General features: G+C 60.2%; 18 protein-coding genes, 1 tRNA gene and 1 pseudogene. 12 read left to right on the top strand and 8 right to left on the bottom strand.

Annotated features, from left to right (window positions below):
* The first annotated feature begins 29 nt into the window (after positions 1-29).
* A complete protein-coding gene (locus AC5ZFO_RS27425; RefSeq protein ID WP_282523574.1) occupies positions 30-1,028 on the top strand; it encodes a hypothetical protein in 999 nt (332 codons plus the stop codon).
* Positions 1,029-1,152: 124 nt separating this feature from the next.
* Here the strand turns inward: AC5ZFO_RS27425 and AC5ZFO_RS27420 are convergent, their stop codons facing one another.
* Positions 1,153-2,055: a hypothetical protein gene (locus tag AC5ZFO_RS27420; RefSeq protein WP_282523575.1), complete on the bottom strand. Its 903-nt coding sequence runs from the start codon at positions 2,053-2,055 to the stop codon at positions 1,153-1,155.
* A 143-nt stretch (positions 2,056-2,198) separates the two neighbouring features.
* Positions 2,199-2,762: an OmpA family protein gene (locus AC5ZFO_RS27415; protein WP_282523576.1), complete on the bottom strand. Its 564-nt coding sequence runs from the start codon at positions 2,760-2,762 to the stop codon at positions 2,199-2,201.
* A 406-nt stretch (positions 2,763-3,168) separates the two neighbouring features.
* Between AC5ZFO_RS27415 and AC5ZFO_RS27410 the strand changes: the two genes are divergently transcribed.
* Positions 3,169-4,197, top strand: coding sequence for a hypothetical protein (locus AC5ZFO_RS27410; RefSeq protein ID WP_282523577.1), 1,029 nt, complete (start codon positions 3,169-3,171; stop codon positions 4,195-4,197).
* 483 nt (positions 4,198-4,680) lie between these two features.
* The gene (locus AC5ZFO_RS27405) at positions 4,681-6,471 is read left to right on the top strand and encodes an NAD(P)/FAD-dependent oxidoreductase (protein ID WP_496122826.1); all 1,791 of its coding nucleotides are present in this window, start codon (positions 4,681-4,683) and stop codon (positions 6,469-6,471) included.
* A gap of 247 nt (positions 6,472-6,718) precedes the next feature.
* On the opposite strand, the gene clcA is transcribed toward AC5ZFO_RS27405, so the two are convergent.
* From clcA to AC5ZFO_RS27380, 5 genes and pseudogenes are all read right to left on the bottom strand, one after another.
* Positions 6,719-8,047 carry a H(+)/Cl(-) exchange transporter ClcA gene (gene clcA, locus AC5ZFO_RS27400; protein WP_496122825.1) on the bottom strand — a complete coding sequence of 443 codons (1,329 nt, stop codon included), beginning with the start codon at positions 8,045-8,047 and terminating at the stop codon, positions 6,719-6,721.
* Positions 8,044-8,271, bottom strand: a pseudogene (locus tag AC5ZFO_RS27395) (aminotransferase class I/II-fold pyridoxal phosphate-dependent enzyme); the annotation flags it as partial. The gene clcA and the pseudogene AC5ZFO_RS27395, both read right to left, overlap by 4 nt.
* 534 nt (positions 8,272-8,805) lie before the next feature.
* On the bottom strand, positions 8,806-9,150 hold the full coding sequence (locus AC5ZFO_RS27390) for a hypothetical protein (RefSeq protein WP_282523580.1): 345 nt from the start codon (positions 9,148-9,150) through the stop codon (positions 8,806-8,808).
* A gap of 510 nt (positions 9,151-9,660) precedes the next feature.
* Complete coding sequence (locus AC5ZFO_RS27385; protein ID WP_282523581.1) at positions 9,661-10,125, bottom strand: HEAT repeat domain-containing protein; 465 nt, start codon at positions 10,123-10,125, stop codon at positions 9,661-9,663.
* A gap of 14 nt (positions 10,126-10,139) precedes the next feature.
* The gene (locus AC5ZFO_RS27380) at positions 10,140-11,960 is read right to left on the bottom strand and encodes a glycoside hydrolase family 15 protein (protein ID WP_282523582.1); all 1,821 of its coding nucleotides are present in this window, start codon (positions 11,958-11,960) and stop codon (positions 10,140-10,142) included.
* A gap of 326 nt (positions 11,961-12,286) precedes the next feature.
* Here AC5ZFO_RS27380 and AC5ZFO_RS27375 point away from each other — a divergent pair, with 326 nt between their 5' ends.
* The 9 genes from AC5ZFO_RS27375 (at position 12,287) to AC5ZFO_RS27335 (ending at position 24,458) form a co-directional block, all read left to right on the top strand.
* Positions 12,287-12,907: a histidine phosphatase family protein gene (locus AC5ZFO_RS27375; RefSeq protein ID WP_282523583.1), complete on the top strand. Its 621-nt coding sequence runs from the start codon at positions 12,287-12,289 to the stop codon at positions 12,905-12,907.
* Positions 12,908-12,999: 92 nt separating this feature from the next.
* On the top strand, positions 13,000-13,698 hold the full coding sequence (locus AC5ZFO_RS27370; RefSeq protein ID WP_282523584.1) for an HAD family hydrolase: 699 nt from the start codon (positions 13,000-13,002) through the stop codon (positions 13,696-13,698).
* Positions 13,695-14,780: a transaldolase gene (gene tal, locus AC5ZFO_RS27365; protein WP_282523585.1), complete on the top strand. Its 1,086-nt coding sequence runs from the start codon at positions 13,695-13,697 to the stop codon at positions 14,778-14,780. Before AC5ZFO_RS27370 ends, tal begins: the two co-directional genes overlap by 4 nt.
* 25 nt (positions 14,781-14,805) lie before the next feature.
* Positions 14,806-15,525, top strand: coding sequence for an ROK family protein (locus AC5ZFO_RS27360; protein ID WP_282523586.1), 720 nt, complete (start codon positions 14,806-14,808; stop codon positions 15,523-15,525).
* Entirely contained in the window at positions 15,525-17,171 is a 1,647-nt protein-coding gene (pgi, locus tag AC5ZFO_RS27355) for a glucose-6-phosphate isomerase (RefSeq protein ID WP_496122824.1), read from the top strand. Before AC5ZFO_RS27360 ends, pgi begins: the two co-directional genes overlap by 1 nt.
* 75 nt (positions 17,172-17,246) lie before the next feature.
* Positions 17,247-18,266 carry a phosphogluconate dehydrogenase (NAD(+)-dependent, decarboxylating) gene (gene gnd, locus AC5ZFO_RS27350; protein WP_282523588.1) on the top strand — a complete coding sequence of 340 codons (1,020 nt, stop codon included), beginning with the start codon at positions 17,247-17,249 and terminating at the stop codon, positions 18,264-18,266.
* Between the two features lie 15 nt (positions 18,267-18,281).
* Positions 18,282-19,655 carry a glucose-6-phosphate dehydrogenase gene (gene zwf, locus AC5ZFO_RS27345; RefSeq protein ID WP_282523620.1) on the top strand — a complete coding sequence of 458 codons (1,374 nt, stop codon included), beginning with the start codon at positions 18,282-18,284 and terminating at the stop codon, positions 19,653-19,655.
* A 77-nt stretch (positions 19,656-19,732) separates the two neighbouring features.
* A complete protein-coding gene (tkt, locus tag AC5ZFO_RS27340) occupies positions 19,733-21,799 on the top strand; it encodes a transketolase (RefSeq protein ID WP_282523589.1) in 2,067 nt (688 codons plus the stop codon).
* A gap of 1 nt (position 21,800) precedes the next feature.
* Entirely contained in the window at positions 21,801-24,458 is a 2,658-nt protein-coding gene (locus tag AC5ZFO_RS27335; RefSeq protein WP_282523590.1) for an MGH1-like glycoside hydrolase domain-containing protein, read from the top strand.
* Between the two features lie 513 nt (positions 24,459-24,971).
* On the opposite strand, the gene AC5ZFO_RS27330 is transcribed toward AC5ZFO_RS27335, so the two are convergent.
* Positions 24,972-25,060, bottom strand: a tRNA-OTHER gene (locus AC5ZFO_RS27330).
* Between the last annotated feature and the right edge of the window lie 11 nt (positions 25,061-25,071).

The raw sequence follows: 25,071 nt of genomic DNA, 5'->3' as shown, positions 1-25,071 counted from the left end.
GTCTTACATTGCCGAACCAGGAAAGGCCCTTGAAGCCTGTCGTCGAAAGCTATGTACCGCCCGCGGGAATCCGGCATGCGGTGACGGCCGGCGAGACCTGGATATCCCTCGCCAAGCGGATCGGCATCGACCCCTGGGACCTCATCGAGTTCAATTTTCCGGGCATCAAGCTCGTCAAGCAGCGCGATTTCCAACAAGCCACACGGCAGGTGAACTGGTACCTGGCCGAGTATGTAGGCTGCCGCGCAATGTCGCCAGACCGGCAGAATTTTGCGTTTTCCTCCGGTACGACCGGCGGGAGAGGTGGATGGCGAGGGGGATTCATCTATCTGCCGCCAGGTACGCCGCCTCCCCCGCCGATTGCGCCCACTCCACCGATTGCGCCCACCCCAGCGGCTCCCACCCCGCCGGAATGTGAGGGAAGCCGACCCGACTTCGCGCGCGTGCTGGACGTGAGCGAACGTGATTTCGCGCGCACCGTTTTTGGCCCGACGCTGCCGCCGTGGGAGACAATTGCGATTACCAATGGCCTGGGAGCAGGCGGAAGACCGTGGACGAACGATGGACCGTTCTTCAGGGGAAGCAATCCCATGGTGCCGAGCATGCGGTATGCCATCAATCTTGGCAATGTCGCGTTCAGTAACCTGGCATCGCCCAGCCCCACCTTCGGCCTCTTGTGCGACAACTTCGGTCGCATTTGCGACCTCTTCGTGCACGAAATGACCCATGTGTGGCAGGCGTTCAACGATTCAAACTGGACGATGGCGCGCTCCTTCTGGGCGCAGACAATCGGTTCCGGCTACGAGTACACCCCGGGCGATTCCTGGGACTCATACAACGTCGAGCAACAGGCACACATCGTTGAAGATTGGCACAAATACAAAATCAGTTCTCCGATGCTTGCCGAGGACCGCTATCCGTACGTCCGGCTCGTGATCCGCTCTGGACGCCTCACTTTTCCTCGCGGGCTGGATCTGGTGGCATTGAAAAAGGACCTTCAAGACCTGCGCGCAAGGCACCTGGACTAGAACCCGCTGCAAGGAAGTGGTCGGGAGTCTACTTGACTGGAGCACCAACACGCCGAGAATTCGACGCGGCGGGGTAGCGCATTCTTCCTCTCAAGAGCATTTTTCCGACTTGTCCAGCCTCTGGTCAGCTTCGCAGCGCAAGCACACGGAGAAGAATTGCGCGGCCGCCATGCGACAGGCGATCGTGAAACAGTTCGGAGAGCCGGTCCCCACGCTTCCGCACCGAAAACCTTTTCCGGAGCTCATGGGCGCGAGACAGCGAGCAATAGAGAAAATCACGACGTAGCCGGCGCAGGCGGCTGCCATACCCTTTGACATCGGCGCTCGCGTAGGCCTCCATCAGGGTGCGCATCAAATAGTCATCGCTCGGATCAACATAAGTTTCGTGGGAAACGCTCGATGACCGCATGGACACGGGTTCATCGCTCGACAGAAATAAGTTCCTGCGGGTCAGCCCATCCGATACGCCCGTCGCTTCTTTAGTGAAATGTCCATAGTTCACAAAAGGCAGCGCAGCGAGTTGCCGGCGCAGATTTTCGAGCGTCGCCGACGGGATCCGGACGCCGTTGCCCGCGCTGGTGTCGAGCCTATTGGCGCGCACCGTGGCGTAGAGGTCGCCCCAGAATTTGTCCCAGGGGGCGGTGCCGTTGCGGTTAGACGACGGATTCTTGCGAACGCTATATGTGGTTTGAGTGAGGTAGGCCGCCAGTTCGCCCATGTGGCGCGTAACAGCGCCGTCAGGATCATAGACGTCGATCATGGCGTGGACGCACTCATGCAGGAGCAGCGCCCGATCGCTATCATTTGCGGGCGGCGACTTCTTCTGCGTCAACAGAACATCCGTAACCTGATCGTAGAAGGCGAGATCCTGAGTGCCGCCCTTCACCAATATATTGCCGGCACGAATGTGATCGCGAACTGTCGTCAAGTATTCGCCCTTGATATGGATCTTGTCGACGTAGAACTCGATGCCAAGCGCTACCGAGTCACTGAGTGTGTCCAGGACGTCGCCTTCGGTCAGTGGCATGAGCTACCTTCCTTGCGTGGTCGAGCAATAGTAGTCCGGCTAGGCTCCGGCAAAAGAAACGGCAGGGGAAGTCTCGCAAGCGCTGAAACGCTGTACTGCACTGATAGGAGCCGCCCGACCCTCCGTTCGCGTTGGGAAGGTGGCTAGATCGTCCCGCCGCCGGCGAAGATTTCGACGACCACAGCGCGATTGGCGGCCCTGTTCATCGCGGTCGTGTTGTCCTTCAGATACTCGTAGTGTGAAGCGGCCTTGACAGAGAAGACACGCGAGCGGGCGCTTGGGCCGAACAGGTGAAAGACGTTCTTGGCCCGGCCCGTGCGCAGGAAGATGTTGTTCCGTTCGCCGCCGGTGCTGTCACTGTATCCGACGATCTGGAACTGCAACGACTTGTCGGTCTCGAATCGGATGAGCTGCGCTGCCAACAGCGGATCGCGCTTGGCGATGGTCTTGAGATGCCGCCAGTCGACGCCGAAATCCCAGATGATGAGATATTGGCAGGTGCCGGCCGGCGGGACCAGACTGACGTCCACACCGAGATGGCCGACCTCAGTGCGGGACGTCGCGACTTCATTGGCCAGGTAGGGAAAGACGGCGGCGCTGTGAACCTTGGCAAGCGGCGAGCACTGCGGTTGCGTCGCCATATTCGGCATCTGTTCCACCGGGCCCGGCGGCGTGTATTGCGGCAGTGGCTGCGGCGCGCGTCCCATGGCAATTTCTCCCGTTGCTGGCGTGGCCTGCCGAAAGCTGCGCACTGGAGGGAGCGTCGGCTCCCACCACGGCTATGACTAGTAGTGACGTGAGCGGTCGGGGAAGTTCAAAGGCGAGCTGCGGGCGCCCTCAACAGTCATCCCGGGGCATCGCGCAGGAGGTCAGCTAAGGCCATTAGCGGACATTGATGGGCCTTCCGCGTTCTCCGGAAAGCGGGGTAGGCTACGCCTGCTGCCGTCCGTGCCCAATTGTTGCGGAGGGACCGGCCATGAAACTTCGCCGCCGAAATTTTCTGCATCTCGCCGCGGGGGCCGGCCAGATTGTGGTCCCGTCGCCGAAGAAGCCTCTCATTTCCGTGTGCAAAATTTCGCGTTAACGGACCGAACCAAGACAGGAGAACCAGACATGGCCGCCTTCCAAGAGGTTTTCCGCCGCTCCGGCATCGATGAGCGCCGCAGCCCGCCGGGCATGGTGGTGGCGTTCGGCGGCTCCAACATCGTGGCGCTGATCGATCCCGGAAGAAAGCTCAAAGTCGATCCTAACGCCCATGCCCTCGGGATCAAGGAGATCGATGGCGCCGATACCCTTAGGCGCGTCATGCAAGCCCGAGACACCTTCTCCGAACCCGATATCGATCCGCAGCTCAGGGCCGCATCACTTCCCGCCACCTTCAATGGCGATGCACGGTTTTTCGAAATCAATGGCCGGATTAAGCCGATCGGCTTTCCCGGCCTGGAGGTGGTGGCCCGGTCGGCCGGCCGGAAGATCGAAGCCAAGCTCCATGTCGTCGTGCTGCCAGAAATCAAGATCAAGGTGGCGTTCCGCAATGTCATGGTTCCGGGGAGTGGTGGCGCTCCGGCGTTTCACGCCAAGAAGCCCTGCAACGAGCAAGATGAATTGCTGACGATGAACAATATATGGAGGCCGCAGGCCAACATCCGCTTCGAGCGGGTGCCAAGCGACTGGCTGGTCATCGACGACTCGCAGGCTGCCGTCAAACAAGAGATCGCCAATGCAACTGGCATGAAGGATGCGAGCCTAGCGACCTTTCCCGATGTGATCGACGTCGAAAAACTGAAGGGCTTCTTCGTCAAACACAAAGTTCAGGGCGCCCATCTAACCATTTTCTGCGTCGATAAGGTTTGGTCCAATGGCGGCCCCGCCAATGGCACGTTTGCTCGAGGGCTGGACCTTGCCTTCATCGGCTCGCAACGCGGGCCTAACACCTCTGCCCATGAATCCGGCCATTTTCTCGGCTACTACTCGAAGAGCGCGAGCAAACCTTGGGACAGCCAAGGCCACACGCTGGAGACCGATCCGAAAACCGGAAAAGAGAACAGGGCGGAAGACATCAAGATGCTGATGCGCGGGGGAGGCGCCGGATGGAAAATTCCGTTTAATCTCGTCAAGGAGTTCCGCGACTTCCCCGGCTAGCATCGGTCGACGGACTGACTCCGTTTTGCATGAGACATAGTCAGTCGATCAATTGCCCTCGCTTTATTACTTATATCCCGGCTGGCCTACTTGATCTGCGGCGAGACCGTCGCAGGTTCGCCAAGACAACTATCGCCCTCCCCCACGCCCGCCAGCGCGGCGACGCCAAGCGCAGCCAACAAGGCGTGCATCACGTAGCCAAGTATCACCCCGGCGTTCGCGCGAAGCGCCGCCGGGCGCCCCGCCGTTGGCGCACCTCGCGCTATGTCCGAGTTGGGCCAATTCCGGTCGCATGCACTGCAACAAACAGAACTCTTGGTCTGCCCCTCGTCGGTGGGCAAAGCGGCGTTGTTGCAGGCGGGGCGCTGAGAGGCGCTCAAGCCGACCGGGAACCCTGCCGCGCGAGTCTGGATTCCCGCGATGGTTGGGGTAAGGTTACGCTGCCTGCGCAGAAAAATTGCAAACGACATCCGGGAGGAAGTGATGCTCGACACCACGCTTAGCGCGCGCGTCCAGGTTTTCCTCGACAAGTTTGAACTTGCGGCGGGCGATCTCGACGCCGTCGTAGGGATGTTCGCTCCGGAATGCTACTGGCGCGACCTCGTTGCCTTCACCTGGAACATCAAGACCATGGAAGGCCGCGATCAAGTCCGCGACATGCTCGCGCATTGCCTCGCGCATGTGAAGCCGCACAACTGGAAAGCCGCCGAGGGTGAAACGCCAACCGAGGCCGGCGGCGTGACCGAATCTTGGATCACGTTCGAGACCGATGTCGCGCGCGGATATGGGCTCATCCGCCTGCAGAATGGTCAGATCTGGACACTCTTGACGACCATGGCCGAACTGAAGGCCCATGAGGAAAAGGCCGGCTTCAGCCGACCGCTCGGCGCCAGGCACGGCGTCAATCCCGGCGCCAAGACCTGGAAGGAACTGCGTGACGAGGAAGTCGAGCAACTCGGCTTCAAGACCCAGCCCTACGTGCTTGTCATCGGCGGCGGACAGGGCGGCATTGCGCTCGGGGCGCGGCTGCGCCAGCTCGGTGTGCCGACGATCATCGTCGAAAAGAACGCACGCGCCGGCGATTCCTGGCGCAACCGCTACAAGTCGCTCTGCCTGCACGACCCCGTCTGGTACGATCACTTGCCCTACATCGATTTCCCCAAGAACTGGCCCGTGTTCTCGCCCAAGGACAAGATCGGCGATTGGCTGGAAATGTACACCAAGGTCATGGAGCTGAACTACTGGACGAACACCGTGGCCAAACGCGCCAGTTGGGACGATACCAAGAAGGAATGGACCGTCATCGTCGAACGCGATGGCAAGGAGATTACTCTGCGGCCCAGGCAGCTTGTGTTCGCGACCGGCATGTCGGCCAAGCCGAACATGCCGAAAATCAAGGGCATGGAAACGTTCAAGGGCGAGCAGCACCATTCCTCACGCCATCCCGGCTCCGGCGGCTACAAAGGCAAGAAGGTGGTGGTGATCGGCTCGAACAATTCGGCCCATGACATCTGCGCTGCGCTGTACGAGGCCGGCATCGACGTAACGATGGTGCAGCGCTCGACGACCCACATCGTGCGCTCGGATTCGCTGATGGAAAGTATCAGCGATCTTTATTCCGAACGCGCCGTCCGCGGCGGAACGACGACGGCAAAGGCCGATCTGATCTTCGCTTCACTGCCCTACCGGATATTGAATCAGTTTCAGAAGCCGGTCTACGACAAGATCCGCCAGGATGACGCCGCTTTCTATGCGGGGCTGGAAAAGGCCGGGTTCAGGCTCGACTTCGGTGACGACGATTCCGGGCTATTCATGAAATATCTGCGCCGCGGCTCGGGCTATTATATCGACGTCGGCGCCTCACAGCTTATCATCGACGGCAAAATCAAACTGTTCGCTGGACAGGTCGAGGAAATCACGCCCAACGGCGTCAGGCTCGACAACGGCAAGGAATTGCCAGCGGACGTGATCGTCTATGCCACCGGCTACAGCTCGATGAACGGCTTTGTCGCCGATCTCGTGAGTCCGGAGATGGCCGGCAAAGTCGGCAAGGTCTGGGGCCTTGGCTCGAATACGACAAAGGACCCCGGCCCATGGGAAGGTGAGCAGCGCAACATGTGGAAGCCGACGCAGCAGGAAGGCCTATGGTTCCACGGCGGCAATCTGCATCAGTCGCGACATTACTCGCAATTCCTTTCCCTGCAGTTGAAGGCGCGCTACGAGAGCATTCCGACGCCGGTCTACGGCCTGCAGACTGTCCATCACACGGTCTGAAATTGCAGAGTGCACGGCGGGGCTCGCGGATTGCGAGCCCCATGCTATTTCCGGGTCTCGGCACTCGCCAACGCAATGTCCGCCTTGTCTCGTTGAGCCGACATCGCTGACTTGATCCGCCACGTCGGAAAGGGCCGACATCGGACATTGCTGTTCATCGTAGTTATTGAACTTGTATCCACCTCGGGAAGTCGAACGCCCAAAACGTTGCACGCATCTGGCGAAGCTGGGGTGGATGACACCGATCTCATCCCTGTCTGATTTGCCGCTCCAAGCGCAGCGTATGCTCACGCAGGGAATCGTAAATCGGCGCATTACCCAGCAGCATGGGCAGGAGCATCGCCATGAAGCAAGCGCCCAGCATCGGCAGCAGCATCGTCACGTTACCGGTCATTTCAGCGACGAGAACGATGCCGGTCACCGGCGCGCGCACAACGCCGGTGAAGAGAGCGGCCATGCCCACCAATGCAAATGCTTCCGGCTGGATAGAGAGCGCCGGGAATGCAAGACGGCAAGCCGCCCCGAACAGCAACCCAGACTGGGCTCCCAGCACGAGCAAGGGTGCGAACAGGCCGCCGGGCGTGCCGGCAGCGTATGAGAAAGCGCCGAGCCCGAATCGGATCAAGAATGCGCCCCCCAGGATCCCCACACTCTCGTGGCCGATCAGCGCCCGCTGCGTGATCTGATCTCCGCCACCAACCAGTTCGGGCGCGAACCAGGCCAGCATGCCGACGCTTGCGCCGATCAATCCGGCGCGTAGCTCGATCGGTAGCCCTCCAAATCGGTCGCGAACTGCGATGGTCGCGAGCAGGGTGCGATTGTATGCGACGGCCAGCAGGCCTGCGATGCCACCCAGAATAAGGAACAACGGGGCGGACACAGCGCTCGGATAGTTCAGCGGCCCGACGTGAAAGTCAGGCGCGTCACCGAGAAGCAGCCTTGCGACCGGGATCGCCGTCGCCAGTGCTGCAAGGGCGGCGATGGCAACACGGTGTTCGAACCTCTGCACCAGCTCCTCCAGCACGAACACGAGCCCGGCAATCGGCGCATTGAAGGCCGTTGCAAGGCCGGCGCCGGCGCCGGCCGCCAGAAGCACGCGCGAGTCCGCCCAACACAACCGGCAGATGCGCGCAGCGAAAACCGCGATACCAGCGCCCATCTGGACGGTCGGCCCCTCACGGCCCAGCGCCAGCCCGGAGCCGATCGCCAGTATCCCGCCGAAGAATTTCACTGGCACCAGGCGAAACGGAGCCGGTGGGATCTCTTCGCGCAGAACAGCCTCGACATGCGGAATGCCGCTGCCCGAAGCGTGTGGCGAGAATTGCCGCACCATCCACGCGGCAACCAGCGTCGCGACACCACACGCGCCGACGACAGTCAAGAACCCCCAGATTGCGTGGCCATGGGCCCAGGCGATCATCGCATCGCGCAGACGATCGGCGTGCGCGAGCAAAAGCCGGAAGATCGCCCCAACACACCCGGTCGCCGCTCCTATGATGAGGGCCATCGCCGCGAGCCCCAGCAGGCTGCGACGTTCGTCTGCGACTTGCCGGTCGTCGTCAGGGTTATGGTTCACGGCTGGTCGATGATCCAGAGGCCTTCGCGAGGCATGATCTTTGCCAGCGCTTCCGCGAGTGAGTCAATCAGTCTGTCATCGTGATAGGGTGTCGGCGTAATGCGCAGCCGCTCGGTACCGGGCGGGACGGTCGGATAGTTGATCGGCTGGACATAGATGCCGTGCTCGGCGAGCAGGAGATCGCTCGCTTCCTTGCACTGCTCCGGATTGCTGGCGAAGAACGGATTGCCGCCTGTCTTCTCGTGCACCAGACGAGACAGGGGGCCGGCGCGATCCGGCGCGCACTGCAACGCGTCGGAAATCATCCGGATCACATCCTTGAGCCGAAGCGGCGCCAAAACGATTTCCTGCAATCGTCCGTGTAGCTGGCGCTATAGGTGCAATATTTGCGACGCTACAGATTTTTGACATGCCCGTGGGGATGGAAACTAGGATCATCCGCTGGGGACAGTCGCTCTTGGACCGAATAGCCGAGCAGCGAGGAATCAGGTCTAAATTGGACAGATACACTATCGAACGATCTGGCCTGATGCTGAGGCGAGCGAAGCCGCTAATGCTCAATTAATACGTGAGTTGAGTTAGAGCAAAGCGAAACACATCAAGGTCTCGTCCGACAGCGCGATGGCCTCCGCAGGCGCACCACCCATCCAACGTACTGCGAGTGGATTTGCAGGTGGCCAATTGCTTTGAATGATTGTTGAAAGCTCCGACGAGCTGCTCACTAATGCCGCTGTTAGCGTCGCACCTGCTTTTCTGCTTCAGCTGAAATATCCGCTGAAACCATTGATCATGGTCCCCACGCCAACTAGGCATGGACCGATCACATTCGCAAGAACATGGTCGTCGATGCCAGCCCTCCGCTCCTCCTTCGTGACGGCCTCACTGAATTCCTCTGAATGGGAAAACACGGCGCGCGTTATCCATTCAAAAGGTCCGACTCTCAGAACATTCCGAGACATCGCGAGAACTCCGATAAAGGCCAGCGTCCCTCCACAAGCAGCAACTTTGGTGGATAACGGATATGCGGCAGGCGTAAGCAGAAACGGCAACGCAACAACCACCAATGCCAAAAGAAAATACAGGGCTGCTTTTTGTTCTGACATCCTTAGGTTCTCCCGCAGCTTACGTCCTAGTTCGAAGATTATAAATTCGGCTGATGTTCTCGGTTGTAATTTTGGAAGTCAACAACTTATCCTCCATCAGGACGGATTGCACCCAATGCGTCATGCGCTTGAGCCATGTTCTCGCGCCTGAGAGAATTGTGCTGAGGGTGTAAACGCTTGAATATTTGGTAGCGGGAGACCGCTACAGCCCGAAACCCACTTTTGAGGGTAGTGGGTCACGCTTGGTAGCGGGGGTCCGCTACATCGCGAAACCCACTATTTCCGAAGTCCTGTTTTCCTACCGAAGGGCAGCCCTTGCTAGTTCGTCAAAAGCCGCCGTTCGCACGCAATTCCTCGCCGGGCGAGAAATGGTCCCGGAGTAGGTGGTCAAAATGAGCGACCGCTATCGGCGACGAGAGCCTTCGACTTCGGAGAGAGGCTCGGTGACTGACGCCGAGATCGTATTGCTAGAGATCGAACAAATCCGTGCAAGGCGATGCCGCCGGAGGCTCAAGTGCACAAGGACTTCAGCTCCGGCGGCGGGGCGCCCTTCCCCTCGAGCATCCCCAGCGCTAGCGCGGCCTCCACCCGCACGCTCGGATCCTCATCGCCCGCTAGCTGTCGGAGGGGGTGGAGGGCTTGTTCGATCCCCGGGAAGGCCGGACCGAGGCGACCGAGGTGCCAGGCCGCCAGGCTGCGGACGAAGGCAAGCTCGTTGCCCAACTCCGCGACGAGGACGGTGATCGACTCTCCACCTGACGGCACCACCCGGGCCGAGGCCGCCGCCGCCCAGACGCGCACGAACGCAACCGGGTCCTGGAGGGTAGCGGCGAGGTCGGACATAGCCTCGGTTGCCGCCGGGCCGATCTCGCCCAGCGCATATGCACCGAGGCGACGCTGGAGTGGATCGCTGCTCGAAAGCTGCCTCACCCAGTCTGGAACGGAAGTCCCTAGGTAGGCGATCTGCGCGCTCATGGCCCGCCCCCCACTCAAGGTCCCACGCCCAGCCGGCGGTCCAGGTTGAACGCGGCGCTTATCAACCCGATGTGAGTAAATGCCTGCGGGAAGTTGCCCAGCGCTTCGCCACGCGGACCCGTCTCCTCGGCGTACAGGCCGAGGTGGTTGGCGTAGGTCAGCATCTTCTCGAAGATGAAGCGGGCCTCCTCGGCGCGGCCCGCCCGGGCCAGCGCTTCCACCAGCCAGAACGTACACATATTGAACGTCCCCTCGCTCCCGGTCAGGCCGTCGCCAGCTCCTCTGCCGATCTCGTAGCGGTGTACCAAGCTGTCGGAAACCAGCTCCGCCATGATCCGATCCAGCGTCCCGCGCATGCGGGGGTCGGTCGGCGACAGGAAGAAGACGAGCGGCATGATCAGATTGGACGCATCCACCGCGTCAGTGGCGAAGTGCTGCACGAACGTCTGCCGCTCGGTGTTCCAGCCGTGCGTCATGATAGTCTCGTAGATGCGGTCCCGCTCCGCAGCCAGGCGGGCGCGATCCAGCGGCAGACTCCTCTTCTGCGCAAGGCGGATCGCTCGGTCCAACGCCACCCAGCACTGCACCTTGGAGTACACGAACTGCTGTTGTCCACCGCGTACCTCCCAGATGCCATCGTCGGCTCGCTCCCAGTTGCTCGTCACCCAGTCCAGCATCTTGCGCACGTGACGCCAGGAGTCATAGGCGATCGGCGTCCCGTACTTGTCGTACAGGTAGACCGCATCCATCAGCTCGCCATAGATGTCCAGCTGCAGCTGGTCGGCAGCGGCGTTGCCGACTCGCACTGGACGCGACCCGCGGTAGCCATCGAGGTGGCCGAGGATCTCCTCGGGCAGTTCGCGCCCGCCGTCGATACGATACATAGTCTGCAAAGGGTCGCCCCGGGCACCCTCGACGGCCCGCTGCCCCAACCAGGCCATGAACTGCTCCGCCTCCGACGTGAGCCCCAGGCGTAGGAAGGCGTAATTGGTGAAGGCGGCGTCGCGCACCCAAGTATAGCGATAGTCCCAGTTGCGCACCCCGCCGATCTCTTCCGGCAGACCGCAGGTCGGCGCCGCCACGATCGCGCCGGTCGGCGCGAACGTCAGCAGCTTCAACACCAGCGCCGAGCGGTGGACCATCTCGCGCCAGCGACCCGAATAGTTGCACTTCCTCAGCCACTGCCGCCAAAAGGCCAGGGTCTGCGTCAGGGCCTCCGTGCCGACCAGCCGCGCCTCGAGCAGGACCCCATCATGAACGCTGTCTTGGCTGGTCTCCTCCACCTGGCGGAGGATGAACGTGGTCGTCTCGCCGGGGTTAAGGACGAACTCGGCAGCGACGCCATCGCCCTGCCGACCAAGCGGGAAGCGGCTGACTAGCGAGACTTTCATGCCTCGTGCCTCGAAGATCGCTCCCCGGCCCTCCAGGACGACCTGGTGGGGCCGGCGCGCGAAGTCGAAGGCCGGCCGGCAGTCGAGGCGGAAGCGGACCGACCCGCGCACCGCCCGCACTACCCGGACGATCTGGTGGATCTTTCTGATCTCGCGCGCGCCTTGGATCGGCATGAAGTCCACGACCTCACCGACGCCCTGGTCGCTAAGAAAGCGCGTCACCAGGACGTTGCTGTCAGGCATGTACATCTGTTTGCACTGCGCCTCGTAGAGGCTGGCGATGCGGAATGAGCCTCCTTTCTGGTCGTCGAGAATTGCCGCGAAGACGCTCGGCGAGTCAAAGTGCGGCAGGCAACACCAGTCGATGGACCCGTCAATGCCAACCAAGGCAACGGTGTGCAGGTCGCCGATGACGCCGTAGGATTCGATCGGCTTGTAGCCCATGATCTCGTCTCCTCCGCTCGACGCTGATCGAGCCCCAAGATAGGCGTAGCGTCAATGCAACCTTTTGGCTCGCAACCTCGCTCATCTCGCCCGCGGCCGGTCATTTACACCAAGGAACACGTCAACACCGCTGTCGCACACGTGTTCGCGCGAAATTTCCCACCGCTACAGTGCTTGCCGTTGCTTGGTTGAAGAAGTCGGACTACGCTTTCGATCCCGCCACAGCGCGGCGTGCTGCGATGCCCGCGATAGATATCGCTTAGCCACGAAGTGTTCCGAGTTCATCGACGCTATGCACCGAAAGCCTCGACTGAAGGGGCGAGACCATGAACGCCGTCCTTCCGATCATTTGCCTTGCAAGGCATGGCGAGACGGCGTGGAGCCTCTCGGGCCAGCATACTGGCCTCACAGATTTGCCTCTCACCGAGCGCGGCGAACTCAATGCGCAAAGTTTGCGCGCGCGGTTGCTAGGCTTCACTTTCGCAAAAGTGTTCACGAGCCCCCTGAAGCGAGCGGTCCAGACATGCGAGCTGGCTGGCTTCAGCGTCGAAGCGGAACCCGACCGCGATCTGCTGGAATGGAATTACGGCCAGTACGAGGGGCGTCGCACAACCGAGATCCATGAAGAACGTCCGGGCTGGCAATTGTTTCGCGACGGCTGTCCGGGAGGAGAAGCACCGAATCAAGTCGGTGCCCGGGCCGATCGCATCGTGGAGCGCGTTCGCAACATCCCAGGTAACGTGTTGTTGTTTTCGAGCGGGCATTTTCTCCGGGTTCTGGCGGCACGCTGGTTAGGCCTCGATGCGGAGGCCGGACGACTCTTCACACTCGACACTGCAAGCCTGAGCATGCTCGGGTACGAACACGATCAGTCAGAACCAGCGATCCGGCTGTGGAATGACATCGGGCACGTCGAAGGTCGGTTCGCACCGAGCTTCGCGCACTGAGCGCTAGTCGGAGTAACATAGTCTTGAAATGTCCGTGCGTGTTACGCGCGTACGATGAGCATATCGCAGAGAGTTGCGTAAGGGTAAGGCCGATGAACCAGGTCGTCTTTCTGGTCGATGTCGACAATACACTTCTCGATAACGACCGCATCCAGGCCGACATCAAAGCCTACCTCGAGCGCCGGTACGGTGCCCCTTGTCGCGATCGGTACTGGGCAATTCTGGAGGAGCTGTTCCAAGAACTGGGGTATCGAGACTATCTCGGTGCACTCCAGCGGTACCGTGTCGAACACCCGCAGGACATGCACCTATTGTCCATGTCGTCATTCCTGGTCGATTACCCGTTCGCCAACCGTTTGTATCCGGGGTCCCTGGATGTGCTCGAACGACTACGTCAGTGGGGCCCAACCGTCCTTCTCACCGATGGCGACGTCGTCTTTCAACCCCGCAAGGTTGAGCGCTCGGGACTTTCGGAGGCAGTCAACTCACACGTGCTGATCTACATCCACAAGGAACTCGCGCTCGATGATGTCGAGGCCCGCTATCCGGCGCTGCACTACGTTCTGGTTGATGACAAGCCGCGTATCCTTGCCGCGGTCAAGGAGGCCTGGGGCAACCGCGTCACCACCGTTCTTCCCCGACAAGGACAATACGCACACGACGTGAACGCCCTGTCCTCCTTCGCCACACCCGACGTGACTGTGGACCGGATCGGAGACCTACTCGACTACGATCTGGGTCGCCTGCTTGCGGCAGCCCCACCGCTCGAAGCTGCGGAGGTGAAACGATGAATGCAACGCAAAAGCTCCATGAACTCGGACAGAGCGTTTGGCTCGACAACATCAGCCGCGACCTGCTGACCAGCGGCACTTTGAGGCGCTACATCGCCGACTTCTCGCTGACGGGACTCACATCGAACCCGACAATCTTCGACCAAGCGATCAAGAACAGCTCTCACTATGATTCAGCGATCCGCAGCAAGCTCACCGAGGGAAAGTCGGGCGAGACGCTATTCTTCGAGCTCGCAATCGAAGATCTTGTCCAGGCAGCAGACCTGTTCCGCCCGATTTGGGACCGCACCAACGGTGTAGACGGGTGGGTCTCGCTCGAGGTCTCGCCACTTCTCACGCATGACACGGCCAGCACAATCGCGGCGGCTAAGGAGTTGCATGCGCAGGCGAAACGCCCCAACCTCTTCATCAAGATACCCGGTACACGAGAAGGGTTGCCCGCCATCGAAGAGTCGATCTTTGCCGGCGTGCCCGTGAATGTGACGCTTTTGTTCAGCCGGGAGCACTATCTCGCTGCCGCCGAGGCATACCTGCGCGGCATCGAGCGTCGGATTGCGGCCGGTCTAAGTCCAAATGTTGGATCCGTTGCGTCGGTCTTCGTCAGCCGCTGGGATGCCGCCGTAGCGAAAGAAGTGCCCGCCCAATTGCGCAATCAACTTGGTATTGCAATCGCGAAACGAACCTACAAGTCGGCTTGCGAGTTGCTCTCCTCGGCCCGTTCGCGGCGCATCTACAACGAGGGTGGGCGGCCACAGCGCCTGTTATGGGCGAGCACAGGAACCAAGGACCCTGCAGCGTCTGACGTTTTATACATCAAGGCGTTGGCCGCGCCGCTTACGGTGAACACCATGCCGGAAAGCACGGTGAAGGCCGTGGCCGATCACGGCGAAATTGGAGAGATTTTGTCGTCCGACGGCGGCGATTCCGAAGTCGTACTCTCGCAATTCGCGAAGGCCGGCGTCGACATCGAAGCGCTAGCAGCGACATTGCAGGATGAGGGCGCCAAATCGTTTGTCAAATCCTGGAATGAGCTGATGAGTGTCATCTCCGCCAAGACCGAGGTGCTCAAGAAGGCAAGCTAAATTCCAATCGAGACAAAGGTCTTCCATGAACATACTGGTCGTTGACGTGGGCGGCACCCACGTCAAGATCCTTGCCTCCGGCGAAAAAGTTAAACGAGAAATTGACTCCGGGCCGACCCTAACGGCCCGGCAGATGGTATCGAGCGTGAAAAAGCTGGCCGATGGCTGGGAGTATGACCTCGTCTCGATTGGCTATCCCGGCCCGGTTGTGCATGACCGGCCTATGGCGGAACCTCACAATCTGGGAAAGGGCTGGATGGGCTTCAACTTCGCTGCGGCATTCAAACTGCCGACGAAAGTCATCAACGATGCGGCGATGCAGGCGCTCGGCAGCTACCGGGGCGGCAAAATGCTGTTTCTCGGGCTCGGGACGGGACTCGGCTCGGCGATGATCGTCGATGGCATCGTGGAGCCGATGGAGCTTGCGCACTTAGCCTACAAGAAGCGGACCTACGAAGACTATGTCGGCGCCCGCGCGCTGGAGGAATTTGGCAGGAAAGCATGGCGGAAGCACGTCGAAGATGTCGTTGAATCTTTGGTTGCGGCTCTCCAACCCGAGGACGTCGTGTTGGGCGGCGGCAACGCGACAAAGTTGAAAACACTGCCACCACTATGCCGTCTTGGCGATAATGCCAACGCGTTCAAGGGCGGCTTCAGGATGTGGGAAGGTCCGCCGAAGGGAACGATCACTCGCTCGCGCAAACAGACTGCGCAAGCCGCCATGGCGCGTCAAAAGGAGCGATAATGGCAACTACCACGAAAACGGTCACCGAGCTTCCAGCCTGGAAGGCCTTGTCCGCCCATTTTCAGAAGATCGATCGCTTGCATCTGCGCGAGCTCTTTGCTCAAGACCCCAAACGCGGCGAGCGCCTGACGGTCGAAGCAGCCGGACTCTACCTCGACTACTCGAAGCACCGCATTACCGGCGAAACGCTGGCTCTGCTGTTGGAACTGGCCCAACAGTCCGGGCTCCGCGCGCGGATCGATGCGATGTTCGCAGGCGAGAAGATCAACGTTTCCGAAAAGCGGGCCGTCCTGCATGTCGCGCTCCGCGCGCCGAAGGGGCAATCGATCCCGGCCGACGGCGAGGACGTTGTGCCCGAGGTCCATTCGGTGCTCGACCGCATGGCCGATTTTTCCAATCGCGTACGCGGCGGTGCGTGGCGCGGCCACACCGGAAAGCCAATCCGTAACATCGTCAACATCGGCATCGGCGGCTCCGATCTGGGGCCGGTGATGGCCTACGAGGCGCTCAAGCATTACAGCGATCGCGCCATGACGTTCCGGTTCGTCTCCAACGTGGACGGCACCGATTTTGCGGAAACGACCCGCGATCTCGATCCAGCGGAGACGCTCTTCGTTATCTCTTCCAAGACCTTCACAACCCTCGAGACCATGACCAACGCCGGGAGCGCGCGCAACTGGTCGCTCGCGGGGCTTGGGGGCGACGAGGAGGCGGTCGCGAAGCATTTCGTCGCGGTGTCGACAAATACGAAAGAAGTGACGAAGTTCGGCATCGACACCGCCAACATGTTTGGCTTCTGGGACTGGGTTGGCGGTCGATACTCCATGGATTCGGCGATCGGACTTTCGACGATGCTTGCTATCGGTCCCGACAACTTTCGCGCCATGCTCGGCGGCTTCCATGAAATTGACGAGCATTTCCGCACCGCGCCCTTCGAGCGCAACATGCCGGTACTAATGGGGCTGCTTGCCATCTGGAATAATAATTTCTTCGGCGCGCCGACCGTAGCGGTGCTACCTTATGAGCAGTACCTGAAACGGTTCCCGGCATACCTCCAGCAGCTAACGATGGAGAGTAACGGCAAGCACGTCACGCTCGATGGTAATCCTCTCACCTACGACACCGGTCCGATCTATTGGGGTGAGCCCGGGACCAACGGTCAGCACTCGTTCTACCAGCTCATCCATCAGGGCACCCGTCTCATTCCCTGCGACTTCATCGCCTTTCACAAGACACTCAACCGACTTGGACAACAGCACGACATGTTGCTCGCGAACGTCTTCGCGCAGGGCGAAGCGTTAGCGTTTGGCAAGACACCTGACGAAGTAAGCGCAGAGGGATCGGCCGATTGGCTCGTTCCGCATCGCGTATTCGAGGGAAACCGACCGTCCAATACGATACTGATGGAACAGCTGACACCCGCGGCGCTGGGCAAACTCGTCGCACTGTACGAGCACAACGTCTTCACTCAAGGCGCAATTTGGCAAGTCGATTCATTCGACCAATGGGGTGTCGAACTCGGCAAGGTGCTGGCGCAACGCATCATCCCCGAACTGACCAACGAAGCCGAACCCAAATTCGCCCACGACAGCTCGACCAACGCCTTGATCCGCCGACATCGCAGGTTCAGGGACAGGTTGCACTAGACACTGATTTCGAAACGCCAGGTTACCAGCGCACGGGGAGATAATAACGCCGCAGCTTAAAAACAGGAGCCACTCATGCAACTCGGAATGATCGGCCTCGGCCGAATGGGCGCCAATATGGTGCGAAGACTTGTCCGGCATGGTCACCAATGTGTCGTCTTCGACATGTCGCCGAATGCCGTTGCGGAACTGGTGAAAGACAACGCGACAGGAAGCTCCTCGCTGAAGGATTTCGCGAAGAAGCTCGAAAAGCCGCGCGCGATCTGGTTGATGGTTCCTGCGGCCGTCGTGGATACATCGATCCGCGATCTGCTGCCGCTGCTTGAAGCCGGCGACATTCTGATCGACGGCGGCAACTCGTACTACATCGATGACATCAGGCGCTCCAAGGAACTGGCTCAGAAGGGCATTAATTATGTAGATGTCGGCACCAGTGGCGGTGTGTGGGGTCTCGAGCGCGGCTACTGCATGATGATCGGTGGTCCTGACCAGGCAGTGCAGCGGCTGGATCCGGTCTTCAAGACGCTTGCTCCGGGCGTCGGCGAAATCCCGCGCACGCCGGGACGAGAGCACGCCGCCGCCGGCACCTGCGAGCATGGCTATCTCCACTGCGGGCAGAGCGGAGCCGGTCATTTCGTCAAGATGGTCCATAACGGTATCGAGTACGGGCTGATGGCGGCGTATGCCGAGGGGCTTGGTATCCTGCGCGCCGCGAACATTGGCAAGCAGACGCACGCGGCGGACGCCGAAACAACGCCGCTTCGCGTTCCCGAGCACTACCAGTATGACCTGAATCTGCCCGAAATCGCAGAAGTGTGGCGGCGCGGCAGCGTGGTCGCGTCGTGGCTTCTAGACTTGACGGCAACGGCATTGCTGGAAGATCCGGCGCTTTCCAAATTCGCTGGGCGCGTATCCGACTCCGGCGAAGGACGCTGGACCATCGCAGCAGCGATCGACGAGGCAGTGCCCGCCCCGGTTCTGACGACGGCGCTTTACGAACGCTTCAGTTCTCGCGGCGAGGCCGATTTCCAGAACAGGCTGCTTTCGGCGATGCGCTACGAGTTCGGTGGACACTTGGAAAAAGGCAGCCAGTGAGAGACCCAGATGGCCTTGAGCGAACCCAGATCCGACGCATTGGTATTTTTCGGCGCAACCGGCGATCTTGCCTACAAGAAGATTTTTCCGTCGCTGCAAGCCATGCTGAAGCGGGGCCACCTCGATGTGCCCGTCATCGGCGTCGCGAAGGCCGGCTGGACCCTCGACCAGCTCAAGGCCCGAGTACGAGATAGCCTCGAAAAGCACGGCGGCCTCGACGCCGCTGCGTTTGACAAGCTAGCCGGTCTTTTACGTTACGTAGACGGCGACTATGCCGATCCCACTACGTTCGACGCCCTTCGCAAGCAGCTCGGTTCGGCGCAGCGGCCGGCACATTATTTGGCGATCCCACCCGCCTTGTTTGCAACCGTAGTGGAGCATCTCGACACTGCCAATTGCACAAACGGCGCGCGTGTCATTGTGGAGAAGCCATTCGGGCATGATCTCGCCTCCGCACGGAACCTCAACAGGATCCTGCTCGCCAGGTTCGACGAAGATCACATCTTCCGCATCGACCACTATCTCGGAAAACGACCTGTTCACAACATGGTCTTCTTTCGCTTCGCAAACGCCTTCCTGGAGTCGTTCTGGGACCGCAAGTTCGTGAGCAGCGTGCAGATCACGATGGCGGAGAATTTCGGCGTGCAGGGTCGCGGCGCCTTCTATGACCAAACCGGCACAATTCGCGACGTTATCCAAAATCATCTGTTTCAGGTGTTGGCGAATCTCGCGATGGAGCCGCCGGCCCGATCCGACAGCGAATCGCTGCGTGACGAGAAAGCCAAGGTTCTGAGATCGATTCCGCCGATCGCTGAGAACGAATTGGTGCGCGGACAGTTTCGCGGCTACCGGCAGGAGCCAGGCGTTGCTCCGGAGTCGCAGGTGGAGACGTTCGCCGCGCTCCGGCTGGAGATCGACTCCTGGCGCTGGCAGGGAGTGCCATTTTACATCCGAGCCGGAAAATTGCTTCCCGTGACTTGCACGGAGGTAATCGTACGCCTTCGTGAGGCGCCGCGGATATTCCCCCATAGCGCCGCGATACCGAATTACTTGCGGTTTCGCATCAATCCCGACATGGCCATTGCTCTCGGCACGATGGTGATGGATGAGGATGATCGAGAAATCGGGGAGCCTGTCGAGTTGCTGGCCAGCCGGCGCCCTGGCCCAGAGGAGATGGATGCATATGAACGCGTGCTCGGCGACGCGATGAACGGCGATCGGACGCTGTTTGCACGACAGGACTACGTCGAAGAAGCCTGGCGGATTGTCGATCCGGTCTTGAGAAAGACGACACCCGTCTACGAATACCATGCAGGAAGCTGGGGGCCTCACGAAGTGGACAAGAATGTCACACCGCCGGGCGGCTGGCTCAACCCAACGGTCGTGTGACGCACTCGATGGCGGCAGCCTATCGCTGACGGCGCGCCAGCGGCCATGTTATCGACACCCGCGGGAGGGAATCAGCCATGACGGACGCCGAACTCGACCAACTCGCGATCAACACCATCCGCACACTGTCGATTGACGCAGTTCAGGCCGCGAACTCCGGCCATCCGGGCACGCCGATGGCGCTTGCTCCACTTGTCTATACGCTATGGAATCGAGTCATGCAGTTCGATCCGCAAGATCCGATCTGGCCCGGTCGCGACCGCTTCGTGCTGTCGAACGGCCACGCGTCGATGCTGCTGTGGTCCGTGCTTTACCTTACCCGCACGCAGGCCGTGAATGCCGACTACGAGACGTTGGGAAGGCCTGCTGTTACCCTCGACGATATCCGCCGCTTTCGCCAGCTTGGGAGTCACGCGCCAGGACATCCCGAATACCATCTGGTATCCGGCGTCGAGACCACCACCGGCCCGCTCGGACAAGGTATCGCGACCAGCGTCGGTATGGCGATCGCGCAGCGCTGGCTCGCTGCGCGATACAACAAGCCGGACTTTACCATCTTCGACTACGATATTTACGCCGTATGCGGCGACGGCTGCCTGATGGAAGGCATCAGCTCGGAAGCGGCGTCGCTGGCCGGCCACCTCGGCCTTGATAACCTGTGCTGGATCTACGACAACAATCATATCACGATAGAAGGCAGCACACGGCTGGCCTTCACGGAAGATGTAGCCGTCCGTTTCACCGGCTACGGCTGGAACATCCTGTACGTTAGTGATGCCAACGATACCGCGGGCATCGAACGGGCCTTGACGACGTTCCGGGATACGAAAGGCCGGCCGACGCTGGTGATACTCAGTAGTCACATCGGATATGGCTCGCCACACCGCCACGATACTGCTGCGGCACATGGCGAACCGCTCGGTGTTGAAGAAGTCGAGCTCACCAAGCGCGCCTACGGTTGGCCGGAAAACTCAGATTTCCTCGTGCCAGACGGCGTTCGCGAACATTTTGCCGCCGGCGTTGGCGTGCGAGGCGCTGAGGCTCGTCGTAGATGGGAGGACCTATTCGCTGGTTACCGTGCGAAGTATGCGGCACTGGCAACCGAGATCGACCAGATGCAACAACGGATACTTCCGGAAGGTTGGGACCGCAACCTGCCGATATTCCAAGCGGATTCGAAGGGCGTCGCGGGTCGTGAAGCTTCGGGAAAGGTCTTGAATGTTCTGGCGCAGAACGTTCCCTGGTTAATCGGCGGTTCGGCCGATCTGGGTCCATCGACCAAGACGCTTTTGACCTATGAAGGCGCAGGAGATGTCCAGGCCGCCACACCGGGTGGCAAGAATTTGCATTTCGGCATCCGCGAGCATGCGATGGCAGCAATCCTGAACGGTCTCGCACTGTCGAAATTGCGGCCGTTCGGCGCGACATTCCTGATCTTCAGCGATTACGCTCGGCCCGCGATGCGACTCGCTGCACTGATGGAATTACCGGTCGTTTTTGTTTTCACCCATGATGCGATGGGCGATGGCGAAGATGGCCCAACGCACCAGCCGATCGAGCAGCTCGCCTCAATGCGAGCAATGCCAGGTCTGACGCTGTTCCGGCCGGGTGATGCCAACGAAGTGGTCGAGGCCTATCGCTACGTCATGCAGCTTCGTCATCGGCCAGCCCTGCTGGCGCTGTCTCGCCAACCGTTACCGATCCTCGATCGCAGCAAGTATGCATCGGCATCCGGGGTGGCGCGAGGCGCCTATGTGCTTGCCGACCCCCCTCAGGGCACGCCAGACATCATCTTGATTGCCACCGGCAGCGAGTTGAGTCTCGCGGCCGACGCTCATGAGAGACTTAGCTTCGATGGTATCCGTTCGCGCGTGGTCTCGATGCCGTCCTGGGATGTCTTCGAACGCGAGACCCAGGAATACCGCGATGACGTCTTGCCACCTGAGATCACAGCCCGCGTTGCGATCGAGCAGGCGTCCACATTCGGCTGGGAGCGGTACGTCGGGAGAACTGGCCGAATCATTGGCATGCACACATTTGGCGGTTCCGCTCCGCTGAAGGCGTTGCAGCAGGAGTTCGGATTCACCGTCGATCATATCGTCGCGACGGTTAAGGCGCTGTTGCAACCCTCGAAAGCCGCATAGCATGGACGATGTCGGGCAACGTCGCCCCCGTTCGGCTGAGCATGCAAGGCTTGCCGACTCCTCGCCCGATACTCCCGGCGACTGGAAAGCGATCGGGCCTTACGTTAGTGAGCGGGCTTGGGGCACCGTGCGCGAAGACTACAGTGCCGATGGCAAAGTCTGGCAATACTTCCCATACGAACACGCGCGCTCGCGCGCCTATCGGTGGAACGAGGACGGTCTTGCCGGCCTTTGCGATCAATCGCAGCGCCTGTGTTTTGCTCTCTCCTTTTGGAATGGACGTGACCCCTTCCTGAAGGAACGTATCTTCGGTCTCGGTGGTCCAGAAGGAAATCACGGCGAGGACGCCAAAGAGTGCTGGTGGTATATCGACGCAACACCGACCAGCTCGTGGCTTCGTTGGCGTTACCACTATCCCCAGCTAGAGTTTCCCTACGCGTTGCTTCGGCAGGAGAACGCAAGGCGCAACAAGGACGAGCCCGAATTTGAACTCCTGGATACCGGTGTTTTCGAAGGGGATCGTTACTGGCAGATCACGGCGGATTGCGCCAAAGCATCACCCGACGACGTATGCGTGCGCATCAGCGTTCGAAACGCCGGATCCGACGCAGCTGAGCTTCAGGTGCTTCCGACACTGTGGTTCCGCAACCGTTGGTCCTGGGAGGCTGGCATCGCGCGGCCGATTATCCAGGCGACGACTGAGACCGGCAACGTCGGCGCGATCGCTGAAGAAGAACTGCTGGGCCGCTGGCGCTTCACTGCCGGGGCGGACCCAGCCGGAAGGCCGCCGCCGTTGCTGTTCTGTGAAAACGAAACCAATGCCCGATACCTGTATGGCGTCACCACCGAGCAGACGCCCTATCCGAAGGACGGCATCAACGACCATGTCGTTCACGGTGCGGCGACCGTAAATCCTGCGAGGCGGGGTACAAAAATGGCCTGCTGGTATCGCCTCAAAGTCGCTGCCGGCGAAACGGTCGAGCTCAGGCTTCGCCTGGCACGTGATGGACGCGACCAGGCTGCGAACCTCGGAGCAGACTTCGAGCGAATCCATGCCGAGCGTAGGCGCGAAGCAGACGAGTACTATGCAGCGCTGACCCCTGACGGCGCGAGCGACGATGAGGCCGCCGTGATGCGACAAGCGTTCGCTGGCATGCTGTGGAGCCAGCAGTTCTACCACTACGACGTCGCGCGCTGGCTCGACGGCGACACCATACGTCCGCCCGACGCTCGCGCGTCTGGTCGCAACGCGGACTGGCGCCATCTCAACAACCACGACATCATCGCCATGCCCGACAAATGGGAGTATCCATGGTATGCCTCCTGGGACCTCGCCTTCCATTGCGTGGTGCTGGCGCACATCGACCCCTCAGCAGCGAAGCATCAAATGCTGCTGCTGGCGCGCGAATGGTACATGCACCCGAACGGCCAGTTGCCGGCGTATGAATGGAATTTCGGAGACGTAAATCCGCCAGTTCAGGCGTGGGCCACGCTTGCGGTGTTCCGGATCGATGGCGGCACCGATTTCGACTTTCTAGCTCGCGCGTTTCAAAAGCTCCTGATCAACTTCACCTGGTGGGTAAATCGAGAGGACGCGTGTGGCGACAACGTATTCGAGGGCGGCTTTCTCGGTCTCGACAACATCGGCCCGTTCGACCGCTCGCAAATGCACCCTGATGGCGATGTCCTGGAGCAGTCGGATGGCACCGCCTGGATGGCTAAGTTCTGTCTCAACATGCTGGAGATGGCTCTCCTGCTTGCCAACCACCAGCCTAGCTACGAGGACGTCGCGGTAAAGTTCTTCGAGCATTTCGCCTTAATCGCGACCGCTATGAACAAGCTGTGGGATGACAAAGACGGCTTTTTCTACGATCGGCTTCGCAAGCGCGACGGCTCGACTTTCACGGTGCGCGCACGTTCTATGGTGGGACTGTTGCCAATCTTTGCGGCGGTACAGCTCGATGCGACGCTGTGGGACCGACTGCCGATGTTCCGCAAGCGCGCGCGCTGGTACATCGAAAACAAGCCTGGCCTTGCAGAATTCCTGCACACACCTGCGACCAATGAACGCCCTCGGCTGATCTCGCTGGTGGGCAAGTCGCGCATGAAGCGGATTCTCGCGTGTATGCTCGACGAATCAGAATTTTTGTCGTCTTACGGGCTGCGATCCTTGTCGCGTTACCACCGCGAACATCCACTTATCGTCAACATGGATGGACATGTTGCCCGTCTTGACTATGAGCCTGGCGAATCTCGAACAGGGCTGTTCGGCGGCAATTCAAACTGGCGCGGACCGATTTGGTTTCCGCTCAATTTTCTTGCGATCGAGTCGCTACGACATCTTCATACCAACCTTGGCGAAGACTTTACGGTTGAATTGCCTACAGGATCGCGTCGGCAAGCAAGTCTCGAGCAAGTGGCCGAAGAACTCGAGCGCCGATTGCTCAGATTATTCCTCCGAGACTCAGACGGCCGGCGACCAGCACTGGGATCGGATTCACGCTTCCAGCGCGATGGGGCATGGCGCGATTCTTTGCTCTTCTACGAATACTTTCACGGCGATACCGGCGAAGGACTTGGCGCCTCGCATCAGACCGGATGGACGGCTCTGGCCGGCGCACTGGTGGCAAATCGGCGGTTCCGAAGTGCTCAGAAGTAATGGACGCCAGCAGGCATACGTCAGCTTCTTGGCGCATGATAGCATCCAAGGTGACGAGTCGCAGCCAGCCAACCTCGCTGGCGCATTACAGGGATACGGTACGCGCTGTAATCCCACGGACATGAGCACGACCGCACACGATGCCCAACGACCATGGCTATTTGCGCTGTACCGAGACTGTGACGGCGATGCGTTGAGCAGCTTAAGGTTTTTGCTCATGAACCCCCGAACCGACAATCCGGTTCTGGTTCTGCAGCAAGCCGTACCCTGCGGCGACGGGCAGAACAGATTGTCCGTTTTGCTCGCCCTAATATCCTATTCTACGATGAGCATGTGATCGATCTGTACCATCGGATCAGCGCGCCGTATCGAATGGGGTGGAGATAAAGAAAGAAAGGAAAAGTCGCCCAGCAATCCGGCCGGGCGACGTGCGACCACAAAAAACGTCGCACGAGACCCGTTTCGTTCTCGGCGGACCTCCTCGCAATTTATTGAAGAAGAAGGCCTTTTATTTGGTGGGCGCACCAGGGCTCGAACCTGGGACCCCCTGATTAAGAGTCGGCCACGGGTTGAGAGCAATCAATGACTTGCCGGTCGCACCCCTGGGCTTGTC

Source organism: Bradyrhizobium sp. Unk1, from assembly GCF_059512345.1.
The sequence above is the reverse complement of the archived record's forward strand: the minus strand, read 5'-3'. Positions and strand labels throughout refer to the sequence as shown.

Excerpts from the sequence above, each read along its gene's own strand:
- AC5ZFO_RS27335 (WP_282523590.1), top strand. The coding sequence starts at position 21,801 with ATGGACGATGTCGGGCAACGTCGCCCCCGTTCGGCTGAGCATGCAAGG.
- AC5ZFO_RS27385 (WP_282523581.1), bottom strand. The coding sequence starts at position 10,125 with ATGAGCGCGCAGATCGCCTACCTAGGGACTTCCGTTCCAGACTGGGTG.
- tal (WP_282523585.1), top strand. The coding sequence starts at position 13,695 with ATGAATGCAACGCAAAAGCTCCATGAACTCGGACAGAGCGTTTGGCTC.
- tkt (WP_282523589.1), top strand. The coding sequence starts at position 19,733 with ATGACGGACGCCGAACTCGACCAACTCGCGATCAACACCATCCGCACA.
- AC5ZFO_RS27370 (WP_282523584.1), top strand. The coding sequence starts at position 13,000 with ATGAACCAGGTCGTCTTTCTGGTCGATGTCGACAATACACTTCTCGAT.
- AC5ZFO_RS27390 (WP_282523580.1), bottom strand. The coding sequence starts at position 9,150 with ATGTCAGAACAAAAAGCAGCCCTGTATTTTCTTTTGGCATTGGTGGTT.
- AC5ZFO_RS27360 (WP_282523586.1), top strand. The coding sequence starts at position 14,806 with ATGAACATACTGGTCGTTGACGTGGGCGGCACCCACGTCAAGATCCTT.
- AC5ZFO_RS27380 (WP_282523582.1), bottom strand. The coding sequence starts at position 11,960 with ATGGGCTACAAGCCGATCGAATCCTACGGCGTCATCGGCGACCTGCAC.
- AC5ZFO_RS27420 (WP_282523575.1), bottom strand. The coding sequence starts at position 2,055 with ATGCCACTGACCGAAGGCGACGTCCTGGACACACTCAGTGACTCGGTA.
- gnd (WP_282523588.1), top strand. The coding sequence starts at position 17,247 with ATGCAACTCGGAATGATCGGCCTCGGCCGAATGGGCGCCAATATGGTG.
- AC5ZFO_RS27410 (WP_282523577.1), top strand. The coding sequence starts at position 3,169 with ATGGCCGCCTTCCAAGAGGTTTTCCGCCGCTCCGGCATCGATGAGCGC.
- AC5ZFO_RS27405 (WP_496122826.1), top strand. The coding sequence starts at position 4,681 with ATGCTCGACACCACGCTTAGCGCGCGCGTCCAGGTTTTCCTCGACAAG.
- AC5ZFO_RS27415 (WP_282523576.1), bottom strand. The coding sequence starts at position 2,762 with ATGGGACGCGCGCCGCAGCCACTGCCGCAATACACGCCGCCGGGCCCG.
- AC5ZFO_RS27375 (WP_282523583.1), top strand. The coding sequence starts at position 12,287 with ATGAACGCCGTCCTTCCGATCATTTGCCTTGCAAGGCATGGCGAGACG.
- pgi (WP_496122824.1), top strand. The coding sequence starts at position 15,525 with ATGGCAACTACCACGAAAACGGTCACCGAGCTTCCAGCCTGGAAGGCC.